Below are 12,596 nucleotides of genomic sequence, written 5' to 3'. Positions count from 1 at the left end.
AAGGAGATCAAGGAGGTGATGGTGGAGTGGGATGAGGAATCGGAAGACGCGGAATCGGAAGACGCGGAGAGGGGAGACACGGAGGGGCCTTCGCCAAGGCTTCGGCCCCCAGGGACGCGGAGAGAGGGGGAAGAAGACGAGAGTGAGGAGGAAGGCGGTGAGGGGGATCCGGGTGAATCCGACCTGATCGGGGTGGAAGGGGAGCCGGGAGCCGTTGACGGTGGTTTACAGTCGTTGACAGTGGTTGACGGTGGTTTCCAGAAAGATGGCCGATCAGCAGAAGACGCGGAGAGGGGAGATGGGGATGGGAGTGATGACTTTGAGGAGAATCCGAGTGAATCCGACCTGATCGGGGTGGTGGGTTCGGAGGCGCTTGAGAACTGCAAACCAAAGTTGATCGCGCAATGGCAAGAGCGCCGGAAGCGGATTCAAAAAGACCAGGGCTGAAAGATGGGTCTGACGCATTCTGGCGAATGTGCCGACACTAGAGAGACCTTAACCCAGTCTCCAGACTCCAGGAATGTGGGGAGTCCGAAGCTGGAGTCATTGTCACAGAAAGAGGGCTGACTTGGTCAGCCGCCTGCTATCTCAAAGGGTGGTTCTTGCTGCCCTCCAACCTTCTTGAGGCGGCAGGTGCATCTCATTTCATCTCTTCTTTCTCATTCAATCATGGCTAACATTCACTTCATCGGCGGAGAAAAGGGCGGGGTCGGCAAATCGGTGGTCGCGCGTGTGCTGGCGCAGTATTTCATCGATCATGAACAGCCGTTCCTGGGGTTTGACACGGACCGCTCCCATGGCTCGCTCCTGCGCTTTTACAGCGACTACGCCTCGCCGGTGGTGGCAGACAAGTATGAGAGCCTGGATCTCATTGTGGAAACGGCCTGCGAGCAGCCGGAGAAGCGCATCCTGGTGGATCTGGCCGCGCAGACCCATGAGTCCCTGGTGAAGTGGATGGAGGAATCTGGTGTGCTGGAAGCGACAGGCGAGGCCGGCCTCACGCTGACTTACTGGCATGTCATGGACACGGGACGCGACTCCGTGGACCTGCTGAAGAAGGTGCTCGATCGATTTGGGTCGCGGCTGAACTACGTCATCGTGCTTAACCAATTACGCGGTGAGAATTTTGACATCCTGGAGAAGTCTGGCGAGAAGGAGCATGCGCTGTCTTTGAATGCGCGGTTTCTGACTTTAAGGCGCCTGCATGAGACCGTGATCAACAAGATCGATGCAGGAAGCACAAGCTTCTGGGCGGCGAAGAACAGGACGAGCAAAGAAGGCGCGGGCCTCGGCATCCTGGAACGTCAGCGCGTGAAGGTATGGCTGAACCATGCTTATGAGCAACTGGATGCGCTGCATGTGTGATGCCCCCTAACCATTTGTAGAAACATTAGGGTAGAAAGATTTTCAGATTTTGTCCTCTCTCTGCCAGCTTGGAATGGCCGGAGCAGGAGGGCCTACGGAACACACGGAAAACACGGAAGGTCCAATCCGATGCCTTCTCCTTTTCCGTGTCTTCCGTGTGTTCCGTAGGCGGATAGAAGGTATTTGAGATGGTGAGTGGAGACTGATCGTGGAAATACCGATCCAGAGCTCCAGAGGACTGGAGCACTCCAGGACGCTTCGCGACTTCGAGGCCGTTTGATCGTTTCGACCAGAGAGGAATTACTCCTTCGCTTTGAAGACGGGGGCGAGGAGTTCGAGGAGGGAGGTTTTCGCGATGTAGAAGACGTCTGCATCTCCCTGGAGCTGACCGAAGAAGAGGGCGCTGTTCATGTTGTCAGCCTGCGTGGGGGCAAAGCTGAGGACGAGGTCACGAGTGGGGCCGGTGTTGGTGCCGGGCTCGCCGAGGGTGACGACGACGTGCAGTGCAGGTTTCTGCAGCGCGGGGATGGCGTTGGTGATATCACCCACCCAGTCCTGGACGTTGAGCTTGGCGAGAGAACCGGCGAGTTTGTCAGCCTTTACGCGATCAAGCATGGGGGTGATGTCCTGGCCTGCGCGTGTGCCGGTCCACTGCGCGGTGGTGGAGTCATACTTCAGCACGGTGGGAGGTGCGGTGCCGGCGGCGAGGCTGATCTGGCGCAAGGCGAACTGCGTGAAGCGCATGACACCGAGTCCCTTCCACTTGATGGGATCCTGCGGGATGTTCGGCAGGATGGTGGCATCAATGCGATACACACTGGGCTCATGGTCATACTTGGCGAAGAACTCCGTGCTCGCCGCATTGGTGCCGAGGAGAAGCTTCACGGGCTTTGCCCCCGCCTCCACCCACGACGCGGTGAGGAAGGGATTGTCCAGGCCATAAGGCGTGAGATTGGAAGCGGTGTCTGCGGTGAACTCGAGCACCTGAAAGGTGTTCAGCGAGTCAAAGAAACCGAAGATGCGATCGCCGTTCGCAGGGGAGAGTTTGTCGCCGCGCTGGATGAACCAGGAATCACTCTTCTTCTCAAGATGAATGGCAGGATGCAGGGAGCTGGTGATGTCGATGCTGGAGACGACTTCCTTGTCGATGCGGGCCAGCATGCGGTCACGCAATTGGTTGGGCTCGGACCAGAGCAGGGAGAGGGTCTTGGAGAGGATGGTGAAGACAGGCTTGCGGTAGCTGGCATGCGCCACGGTCTCCGCGGCATCTGGCTTGGCGGGCCGGGTGAGAGTGAGATCAAAGGGCTGCGGCAGCCCCTGGACGGTGATGCTGACCTTCATCTCCTGGGCAGAAATCTCACCGGTCGCGGGAGCGGCGACGGCAGGCTTGGCCGCACCGTTCGCAGGCTCGGAAGCATCCTTGATGGTGAGGTTCAAGAGGGTGGAAAGCAGCTCGCCGACACGCTCTTTGCTGGCACGTGTGCTGAGAGGTTTCACGAGCATCCAGGGCGCCTTGGCATCGACGCGGGAGAGCTCAATCTGACCACCGGCCTGCACGAGCTTGAGGTTGGTCACGAAATCGGCGGGCAGACGGAGAAGCTTGGGATCACGCCAGTCATTGGCGGTGGCCTTGAGCAGATCTGGCAGCGTGGTCTTGGCCACGTAGTGGGCGTGCTCGCCATCATGGGCCACATCCTTGAGCGTGATGTAATGGCTGCCCTCGATCGGCGTGGTGGCACCGAGGCGGAGGTTCAACACGGGTTTGCTGCCTGCATTCAGGCGAACGACGTGACGAGGCTTGCCGAGCTGTGTCTTGTCCCAGGCGGCATCACCCTCAAACTCTTCACGGTGGACACGGTTGATCCAGCCGATGTTACGCAGCTCGGTGAGGAGCTTTTCCACGCGCACAGGATCAGCGAGGTCATTGAAGGGGCGGCGAACCCACCACTGGGCACCATCCCACTGCAGGCTCACTCCATCACCACCGCTGGAGTCGAGGTCGATCTGCGTGACGGACTTCTGCTCAAAGCGCACCGGGCCCTTTCTCATCTCCGCCAGTTCACGGGTGGAGGGCATGTACCTCTCGATGCCGACGATGACGGCACCCAGACCCAGGGCGAGTAGAAGAAGCAGAAGCGTGGTGCGGAGGCGCATGAGCTAGGGTGACGTAAGCAGATCGAAACGGAAGGTGAACAGGCTCCATCAGGAAGCACGGCGGGAGGCCCACACCATGAGCCCCAGAGACAGGACGATGGACGGCATGACCAGAGTGGTGCTCCAGAAGATGATGTCACTCTGACGCTGCGTGAGCTGGATGCGGTAGTTGCTCTTCGGCTTCGGAGTGATGCCGATGTTCTTCTCGCGGTTCAGGATCCAGTTCAGGGAGGCGGAGACGAAGTCGCGGTTCACCGCGAGGGCGGACTGCTTGTCCAGCATGGCAGCATTGCCAACGATGACCATGCGGCAGCTTTCCAGACGAACGCGCTCATCCGAGATGCTGCCACGCTCCACGCTGGCGGCGAGGAAGACGTCCTCTTTCACATCTTCATCATCGGCGATGGGCAGGTCTTCGAGGTAGTTCTTCTCTCCCCAATAACGGGTCGAAGCGCCCATCAGCGGATGCACGGTGATGTTTTGATTCTTGAGATACTCGTCTTCAAAACGCACCTCGAGGGATTCGGTCTGACCGGGAAGGTTGGTGCTCGTCGTCGCGAGCGGACGAGTGATCGGAGACTCGACATCAAAGATGGCCTGCACGGAGAACTCTTTGCGCGCGCCTTTGCCGGTGCTCTCCGCATAGAGCACGCGGTCACCACGCGGGACGACGCCATGAAGTCCGAGGAAGGCCCCGAGGCGTGGGGTCTCGCCGGAGGGATCCAGCATGACCAGGAGGCCGGTACGCTGACGTGCCCAGTAGGCTTTGATGATCTCCATCTCACGCTCGGAGAGATCGTAACGCAGACCACAGAGGATGACGCCATCGGCATCCGCAGGCACGGTGCTGATTTCCGCAAGGTTGAGCGGGAAGAGCTGGAAGTTCTGCTGACGTCCGAGCTCACCGATGGCGAGCATGGATTCAAGCAGCGCAGCCTCCGTGCGAGAGCCTTTGCCGACGACGAAATAGAGTTTCTTGGCATCTCCCTCGACCACGTTGATGAGCGCGGAGGTGATGGCATCCTCACCGCGATATTCCTTGATGGCGCGCTGGACTTCGGTGCCCCCCTTTTCACGAATGACGAGTTCCTCTTCCGGGATGAAGCGTGTGCGCTTGGAGCAGCGGACGATCACGCCGCTCTGATCCAGAGGCAGGCCGGTCTCAGCCTTGAGCTCCTCGGCACGCTCGACATCGCGGAGCGGATCGATGCTGCGCACTTTGACGCGGCCCTGGCCATTGATGCGGTATTCCTCCAGCAGGGTCTGCGTCTCACCAAAGAGCGGCGCATCCCGTGGGATGACGTTTGCGATGAAGACGTCCTTCGAGAGCTTCTCGAGGTTGTTCAGCGTGATCTGGCTGAGGGTGAAGTTCTTCTGCGGGCTGAGGTCCCAGCGCGTGTGGTAGCGGTAACTGAGGCGGTTCACGCCAAAGAACAGCACCAGCGTCAGCATGATCTGAATGAACACATTCACCCCGATGCTCCAGCGGCGGGGCATGGGAGGGGCGGGCGGGGTGTTTTCGGAATCAGCGGACATTGAAAAGGAAGGAACGGGACGGAAAAACAGAAAGAAGGGTTTGAAGCATCAAGGCTTCCAGCGGCGGAACTCGAGCACCTGATGGGTCAGGATCAGGAAGAGCACCGAGAGGCTGCTGTAGTAGACCAGCGGACGGGTATCGATAAGGCCGCTGGTGAAGGTGCGGATGTGCTCCATGCTGACAAAGTAGTTGGTGATGTCGACAAAGGTCTCCGAGACCTTCCGGCCCAGCACCATGATGAAGAGGCCACCCAGGAAATGCAGCAGGCTGGCGCTGAAGGAAACGACTGCGGCGATGATCTGGTTCGAGGTCAATGAGGAGGCGAAGCAACCGATGGAGAGATTAAAGAGGCCCATGGCCAGCAGGATGAGGTAGCTGCCCTTCAACGAACCCGGAGGAATGGCGACCTGGCCAGCGGTGATCCAGTCCACCAGGTGAAAATTGATGTAGCTGGGCAGCCACAGGATGGCATACACAAAAACGGAGGCGAGATACTTGGAGAGCACCACCTGCCAGGTGTGCACCGGCGTGGTAAAGAGCGTCTCAAAGGTGCCCATCTTCTTTTCCTCCGCGAAGAGGCGCATGGTGAGCAGCGGGAAGGTGAAGAAGTAGGAGAGCCAGAACCAGTTCGGCTGGAACATCCACTGGACGATGCTGCCCTCGCTAGGTCCGCGCTCCAGGATGGAGAGCGCGGCGCGGAAGGAATAACCGCTGAGCACCATGATCAGCGCCAGGACCACATAGGCCACGGGCGAGACAAAGAAGGCACGCAGTTCTTTTTTAAAGAGGACCCAAAGGAGACGCATCAGGGGAAATAAAATCGGGGATGAAAAAGGCGGGATGACTTACTTGGCACGGTCCGCAGCGGCGAGCTCGACGAAGACATCCTCAAGGCTCGGAAGCTGGCGATGCAGCTCGCGGAGCTTCCAGTTTTGTTTCAAAACGAGGTCCATCAGGGCCTCGCGCACATCCTGACGTGCCTCGACACGCAGGGAGATCATACGCCAGCCATCTTGCTCGGCATCCTGGGTGGCCTTCCGGACATTTGGCAGGGCTTCGAGCTTGGTGAGCACATCATCGCCCTTCGCCTGGATCTCGATCTGCACCACGGAGGCGGCGCGGAGACCGCGGGTGAGCTTGTCAGGAGTCTCATTCGCCAGGATGCGGCCATGATGAATCATCAGCACACGGTCACACACGGCCTCCACTTCCTGAAGGATGTGGGTGGAAAGCAGGATGGTGTGGGCTGGCTTGAGATTGGTCAGAAGCTCACGCACCTGCCGGATCTGCACAGGATCGAGACCATTCGTAGGCTCATCCAAGATGAGGAGGGGCGGCTTGTGCAAAAGCGCATCTGCCAGGGCTACACGCTGACGGAAGCCTTTGGAAAGGTGCCCGATGAGGCGGCGGCGGACGTCTGAGACGGTGCAGAGCTCCATGACCTCTCCCACGCGGTGGCGCATGGCCCGGCCGGAGAGGCCCTTGAGTTCGGCCCGAAAGCGGAGGTACTCCTTCACCCGCATGTCCGTGTAGAGCGGTGCCATCTCTGGCATGTAGCCGATGCTTTTCCGCACGGCGATGGAGTCATGGAAGACATCGAACCCATTCACCGTTGCCCGGCCGCTGGTCGGCGGCATGAAGCCCGAGAGGATCCGCATGGTGGTGGACTTGCCAGCACCGTTAGGCCCCAGGAACCCCACAATCTGCCCCGGCTCCACCTGGAACGTCAGCCGGTCCACGGCGGTGCGACCGGCGTACTGCTTGGTGAGATCCTGGACATCAATCATGCGGCGAGAAAAGGGGGGACGAAAACGAGGAAAATGGGAACGGGGGGAGGGTCAGTTAAGCCAGTCCGGGGAGGGGTGGCAACCCTGGATGACGAGGGGGGCGAGAAATTCACCTCCCGCAGACGGCAGGCCAAAATCCCAGCTTCTGACACCTCAACGGGCGGGCCAGTTCAGTGCGACGTCCGGAAAATCGCTAAAAAGTCCGTCCACACCGGCTTTTCCCAGGAGGAGCGTGAGCAAATCATCCGCCGAAGTGGCAAATTTGGGCAGAGCATCCACCCGGAGGGTGTAGGGGTGGACTTTGAGGCCAAGGGCGTGGGCATCCTTGACCAGGGGGGTGAGGCTCCGGTCCGGGGCGATGACGAGCTTGATGTCCGGGCCAATACCATCCGCGACCTTGGCGACCTGGGCCAGGGTTTCAGGCGTGAGGGCCTTGCTCGTGAGGTAGATCAGGCGGCCCTGCCAGCCGAGCTCGCCGCGCAGGCGCTCGACCTCCTCAAGCTCGAAGCACTGCACGAAGCAGCGGTCAGATTTGGTCTTGTAACCATACTTATGCAGGATGGGCAGGACGATGCGGCTGATGTCGTGACCTTCTTTTTGATGCCAGAGAGGCTCTTTGATCTCCGGGTAGATCCCAGCCTCGCGTCCAGTACTGCGATTGAGGCCCTGGATGAGTTGCAGCTCCTCCTCCAAGGTCGGAATGCGGAAGGTCCCCTGCCCTTTCGGGAAACGATTCGGATAGACCTGCTTGCCGGTCTTCACATCGAAGCGTTCCGTGGCATTCAAGGTCTTCAATTCAGCGAGGGTGAAGTCGAGCGCATAGTAGCGGCCGTTGTCACGATGACGAGCGGGAAACTTCTCAGCCACATCGGTGACGGTATCGATGTAGATGTCATGCAGGACCACGGGTATATCATCTTTGGTTAGGACGAGGTCCTGCTCAAGATAGTGAGCGCCCTGGGCATGGGCCATCGCCTTGGCTTCCAGGGTATGCTCCGGCAGATACCCGCTGGCGCCGCGATGGGCGATGATGAGAGGTGAGGTTTCCTGGGCCATGGCAGTCAAGGCAACGAGATGAAGGAGAAGCAGGGATTTCATGAGAGGGAGGAGGAGCTTTCCGCCCGATGACCGAGCGTGAGGGCGCTGAAGACGATGGTGAGCACGCAGCAGACGCACATGGTGGTGATGACACCGCCCCAGCCCCAGTGATCTGCGATCCAGCCCACACCCGTGCCGGCAAAGGCGCTGCCAAAGACATAACCAAAAAAGCCGGTGAAGCCTGCGGCGGTGCCCGCGGCTTTCTTCGGCACCATGTCAAGCGCCTGCAGGCCGATAAGCATGACCGGACCATAGATGAAGAAGCCAATGACGATGAGGGCGGTGATATCAATCCACAAGGGGCCATTGCGATTCATGCCATACACAATCAGGCCTAACAAGGTGGGTATCATGAACAGAATGGTCGCCGGAGCGCGTCGGGACTTGAAGACCTTGTCCGACATCCAGCCGCATAGGATGGTGCCAGGCACGGCAGCCCATTCAAAGCAGGCCCAGGCGATGCTGGACTGCTGGAAGGAGAAGTTTTTCGCGGTCTGCAGGTAGGTGGGGATCCAGTCCACCACGCCATAGCGCACGAAATAAACAAAGGCATTCGCCGTGGCGATGGCCCAGAGCAGCTTGTTGGTGAAGACGTGCTCAAAGAAGATCTCCTTGAAGCTGAAAGTGCGCTCGTGCTCCGCACTGTAGTTCGGCGGATAGTCTTGCTTGTATTCCTCAACAGGCGGCAGGCCACAGCTCTGCGGAGTATCGCGAATCAAGATGAAGGCGATGATCGCAATGACTGATGCGACACCTGCATTGAAGTAGAACTTCGCACCCCAGTCGTGGAAGATCCACACGCCCCAGAGCGCGATCGTAGCCACCATGGCTCCGCCGATATTATGCGCCACATTCCAGATGGAGAGTGCACGACCACGCTCTTTCGTGCTGAACCAATGCACGACCGTCTTGCCGCACGGAGCCCAGCCCATGCCATTGAACCAACCATTCAAGGTCTGCAGCACGATCATGAGCGTAAGTGAAAGGTAGATCTCACGCACGAAACCAAAGGCAAAGAGCACCCCACAAGAAAGCAGCAGACCGAGAGGCAAGAAGTAGCGTGGATTGCTGCGGTCTGAGACACTGCCCATGAGAAACTTCGAGAAGCCGTAGGCGATGCTGAGGCCGGTCATCGCGGTGCCGAGCTGCGCCTTCGAATACTGCGGGTAGTCTTTGAGGATGTCGGGAATCGCCAGCGAGAAGTTCTTCCTCACCAGGTAGTAGGCCGCATAGCCGATGAAGATGCCCAGAAACACCTGGAAGCGCAGCCGGCGATAAACGGGATCAATCTGATCCACCGGCAGACGGGCTGCCTGCGGCGCGGGTTTGAGGAAGGCGAACATAAAGCGTCATGCTGTCAGAAAGGCGGTGAGATCGTCAACGAGAGTCTTGTTGTCCCCTGCCCTGGTTCGTGGCAGAACTCGTCCATGAAGCGTTATCTTGTGCAAAAAACCGCTGTAGCGACGTCCACCGATACTCTGGACTGGTCCAAGGCGGAGGTGCTGAAGGACTTTGAGTTTGTCTGGGAGCATCGTCTGGCCCCGAAGACCGAGTTCCGCGCACTCCACGATGACCGGCACTTCTATTTCCGCTTCGACTGCCAGGATGACGACTTGGTGCTAGCAGATGGCCCGAGCGTCAAAGAGCGCGCCGTGAACTCTGACCGTGTGGAGATCTTCTTCACCACGGACATGGATCTCAAGCCCTACTACTGCCTGGAGATGACACCGCGCGGTGATGCGCTGGCTTACTCAGCACGCTTTCACCGCAAGATGGACTGGGACTGGACCTGTGATGGTCTGGAGGTCCATGGCAGCATCCAAAAGAACCAATACTGGGTCGCCGGCCGTGTCCCCATGGCCACGCTGGGCAAGCTCGGCGTGCTGCATGGCCGCGAGATCTTTGCGGGGCTCTATCGTGCGGAGTATCGCCATCAGCCAGACGGCACCATTCACGCCGGCTGGATGCCCTGGATCAATCCACAGACCGAGAAGCCAGACTTCCATGTGCCATCCTCTTTCGGCGTGCTGGAGCTGGCAGAGGACTGAGGAAGGTACTCATGCGCTTCAGCGCGTGAGAACGTGGAAGGCCGAAAGACCTTCTTCACTCGCTATCATCCCGCACATCACCCGGGCTGCTGCGCGGGTGCGAGCTAAAGCTCAGCACTACTTTGCCACCGACCGCACGGCGTGTTCGATCCAGTTGTCCAGGCCCGTGGTCTGCTCGGGATGCGGACTGCAGGCAATCACGCGACCAGCACCAAACTGGCCCTGCACGACAGCGGGTGAGTTCACCATGATACCTTCAGGCGAGCCATTCTTCGCGACTTCGGTGCGGAAGTAGGTGAGCGGCTCGAAGTCAGGAATGGCCGCATTATTCGCAGGCACAAGCAACGGGCCGTTGTGATACTTCACCAGTGTGTCCTTCGGCAGACCGAGCAGCTTCTGGCCTTCGTCGTTTGATTCTATTTTTAGTTCGGCAATGCCGCGCTCCCATTTCGGTGAAGGCGTCTTGGCATCCAGCACCTTGATGCCCCAGGAGAAACCATCACAGGCCAGATAAGCACCCGCGCAGATGCCGACGTAGCCGCCGCCAGCCTCGACAAAGCGGCGAACCTGCTCACGTCCCACAAGGCCGATGGTATTGGCCTGACGGCCGCTGGTGCCGCCGGTGAAGATGACGACATCATAGCCATCCAGACCTGCGCGAATGCCATCGCGATTCAGTTTGGTGACCTCGATGTCAGGGCACTTGCCGAGTTGCTCGGTCACCTTCGGAATGCCCTGGCCCGCGCTGCCGGCGTCGTCATAAAGTGCGACGCGGATGTTGATGCCGGATGGACGTTTGGTAGGACGGGCCGGGAGTGAAGGATCATTCCAGCGGAGCCTGGCGACCTTGTCTCCACGCACCGCGAACCATTCATCGCCCTGGTGCACGACCTGCTCGATCACCGCAGGCAGTGCTGTCACGTAGTGCTGGGCATCGGCGTAGTTTCCGAAGAGGCCAAAGTCGAGAGGGTCATGGCTGGAATAGACGCTGGTGGTGGCCTTGCCCTCGCCGGTCTGTGTGCGGAAGAGGTAATAGAGGCCGGGCTTCACCTCGACCACGCAGGGATGTCCGGCGCTGTCCACATCCTCCCCCGCATGGCCACCCCAGGCAACGGTCGCGGGCTTGGTCCAGACTTTGCCATCGAAGGAAGTCCGCGCATACACGGCACCGACGTAACGGGTGGTAGACTTGCCTTTGACGGTGGAGGTCAGTGGCTTGTCCGCACTGTAGTAGACATGCTGCGCCGCGCCGATCTTGATGACGAATGGCTCGCGGGCTTTTGACTTCTTGTCCGCTTCGAAAGGCCAGCGGTGGTCCGTCTTCTCCACCAGATCCCGCGCAGTCTCCTGCGATGCCAAAGGAGACCAATCCCCATCGATCACCGGTATGTGCAGGGGTTGAGCCTGAAGGGCGGAGGCGCTGACGAGGAGGCAGAGGAGCAGATGTTTCGTCATGGGGATAGGTGGCAGGTGGCGGATGAGAAGAGAACGGTCGTCCGCCGCAGATCATTAGCGGAGTTTGAACCCATTCGAGTACAGCAAGCTGTCTGGCGCATTTCACACATACTTTGTCGTGCAAAAGCGCGGCAGGGTCCGTTAGTCTTTGCGCACCGTTTCCCCACCCCAACCTGCCTCCGCATGCCCAAGCTCGCCGCCTTCCCCAAAGCCTTCATGGTCGCCCTCTGCAAAGACGGTACGATGACCGTCTCCGAATGGATCCAGCTCGCCTCGAAGCTCGATGTGCAGGGCCTGGAATGGTATGCGGGTTTCCTGGAGATGGCCGATGAAAAAAACTGGCCGCGCTTTCGGAAGGAAGTGGAGGACACCGGCAAGGTGATCCCAATGATGTGCTGCTCGCCGGATTTCACTCATCCAGATGCGGCCTTTCGTGACAAGGAGATCGCCAAGCAGAAGCACTGGATCGACATGACGCACACACTCGGCGGTTCTTATTGCCGAGTGCTGAGCGGGCAGCGCAGACCCGAACTGAGCATTGATGAAGGCGTGAAACTCGCGGCGGATTCCATCCAGGCATGCCTGCCTTATGCGCAGGAGCGCGGCATCACGCTGATCATCGAAAACCACTACAAGGACGACTTCTGGGACTATCCCGAATTTGCGCAAAAGACGGACGTGTTCTGCAAACTGGTGAATGCGATCGACCACCCGAACTTCGGCGTGAACTATGATCCCTCCAACACCTACCTCGCGGGTGAAGATCCGATCGAGTTGTTGAAGCGGGTCTCGCATCGCGTGGTGACCATGCATGCGAGCGACCGCTATCTGGCCGAGGGCACGATCGAGGATCTGCGCAAGGAAGAAGGCGGCGCGCAAGGTTACGCCAAACGTCTGCGTCACGGTGAAATCGGCAAAGGTCTGAATGATTACGACGCCATCTTCTCCGAGCTGAAGAGCAAGGGCTTTAACAACTGGATCAGCATCGAAGATGGTGTCGATGGCATGGACCAGCTCGCTCGCAGCGTGGACTTCCTGAAGCGGAAGATCGCCCAGCATTGGGGCTGAACCAAAGGCCCGTCTGAGATTGCAGGGCGCTCACTGAGAACTTTTATCCCTCAAGCCCGTTTAAGCCGGACACCACCCATCCCA

At 59.1% G+C, this 12,596-nt stretch carries 10 protein-coding genes and 1 pseudogene; 4 read left to right on the top strand and 7 right to left on the bottom strand.

The window, feature by feature from the left end; genetic code table 11:
* Both BGE01nite_RS29090 and BGE01nite_RS20500 read left to right on the top strand, forming a co-directional pair.
* Positions 1 to 447, top strand: a pseudogene (locus tag BGE01nite_RS29090) (hypothetical protein); the annotation flags it as partial.
* Positions 448 to 669: 222 nt separating this feature from the next.
* Positions 670 to 1,365, top strand: coding sequence for a P-loop NTPase family protein (locus tag BGE01nite_RS20500; protein ID WP_146853144.1), 696 nt, complete (start codon positions 670 to 672; stop codon positions 1,363 to 1,365).
* A 300-nt stretch (positions 1,366 to 1,665) separates the two neighbouring features.
* Here the strand turns inward: BGE01nite_RS20500 and BGE01nite_RS20495 are convergent, their stop codons facing one another.
* The 6 genes from BGE01nite_RS20495 to pgtP all read right to left on the bottom strand — a co-directional run bounded on the left by BGE01nite_RS20495 (position 1,666) and on the right by pgtP (position 9,284).
* The gene (locus tag BGE01nite_RS20495) at positions 1,666 to 3,519 is read right to left on the bottom strand and encodes a DUF4340 domain-containing protein (protein ID WP_146853142.1); all 1,854 of its coding nucleotides are present in this window, start codon (positions 3,517 to 3,519) and stop codon (positions 1,666 to 1,668) included.
* A 48-nt stretch (positions 3,520 to 3,567) separates the two neighbouring features.
* Positions 3,568 to 5,016 (bottom strand): DUF7088 domain-containing protein, encoded by a 1,449-nt coding sequence (locus BGE01nite_RS20490; RefSeq protein ID WP_170266934.1) that lies wholly within the window; start codon positions 5,014 to 5,016, stop codon positions 3,568 to 3,570.
* 87 nt (positions 5,017 to 5,103) lie between these two features.
* Positions 5,104 to 5,862 carry an ABC transporter permease gene (locus BGE01nite_RS20485; protein ID WP_146853138.1) on the bottom strand — a complete coding sequence of 253 codons (759 nt, stop codon included), beginning with the start codon at positions 5,860 to 5,862 and terminating at the stop codon, positions 5,104 to 5,106.
* Positions 5,863 to 5,901: 39 nt separating this feature from the next.
* Positions 5,902 to 6,843 carry an ABC transporter ATP-binding protein gene (locus tag BGE01nite_RS20480; RefSeq protein WP_146853136.1) on the bottom strand — a complete coding sequence of 314 codons (942 nt, stop codon included), beginning with the start codon at positions 6,841 to 6,843 and terminating at the stop codon, positions 5,902 to 5,904.
* A 153-nt stretch (positions 6,844 to 6,996) separates the two neighbouring features.
* Positions 6,997 to 7,941 (bottom strand): glycerophosphodiester phosphodiesterase, encoded by a 945-nt coding sequence (glpQ, locus tag BGE01nite_RS20475; protein WP_146853134.1) that lies wholly within the window; start codon positions 7,939 to 7,941, stop codon positions 6,997 to 6,999.
* On the bottom strand, positions 7,938 to 9,284 hold the full coding sequence (gene pgtP, locus BGE01nite_RS20470) for a phosphoglycerate transporter protein PgtP (RefSeq protein ID WP_146853132.1): 1,347 nt from the start codon (positions 9,282 to 9,284) through the stop codon (positions 7,938 to 7,940). The genes glpQ and pgtP overlap by 4 nt, the downstream gene beginning before the upstream one ends.
* An 84-nt stretch (positions 9,285 to 9,368) precedes the next feature.
* Here pgtP and BGE01nite_RS20465 point away from each other — a divergent pair, with 84 nt between their 5' ends.
* Positions 9,369 to 9,989: a carbohydrate-binding family 9-like protein gene (locus BGE01nite_RS20465; RefSeq protein ID WP_146853130.1), complete on the top strand. Its 621-nt coding sequence runs from the start codon at positions 9,369 to 9,371 to the stop codon at positions 9,987 to 9,989.
* Positions 9,990 to 10,106: 117 nt separating this feature from the next.
* Here BGE01nite_RS20465 and BGE01nite_RS20460 read toward each other — a convergent pair whose 3' ends face one another.
* Entirely contained in the window at positions 10,107 to 11,444 is a 1,338-nt protein-coding gene (locus BGE01nite_RS20460; RefSeq protein ID WP_146853128.1) for a BPL-N domain-containing protein, read from the bottom strand.
* Between the two features lie 183 nt (positions 11,445 to 11,627).
* Here BGE01nite_RS20460 and BGE01nite_RS20455 point away from each other — a divergent pair, with 183 nt between their 5' ends.
* Positions 11,628 to 12,512, top strand: a complete 885-nt coding sequence (locus BGE01nite_RS20455; RefSeq protein ID WP_146853126.1) for a sugar phosphate isomerase/epimerase family protein — start codon at positions 11,628 to 11,630, stop codon at positions 12,510 to 12,512.
* Positions 12,513 to 12,596: the final 84 nt, after the last annotated feature.

The sequence above is a fragment of the Prosthecobacter gellanilyticus genome, from assembly GCF_007992435.1.
GTDB lineage: Bacteria > Verrucomicrobiota > Verrucomicrobiia > Verrucomicrobiales > Verrucomicrobiaceae > Prosthecobacter > Prosthecobacter gellanilyticus.
This window is presented reverse-complemented; position numbering and strand designations above follow the sequence as displayed.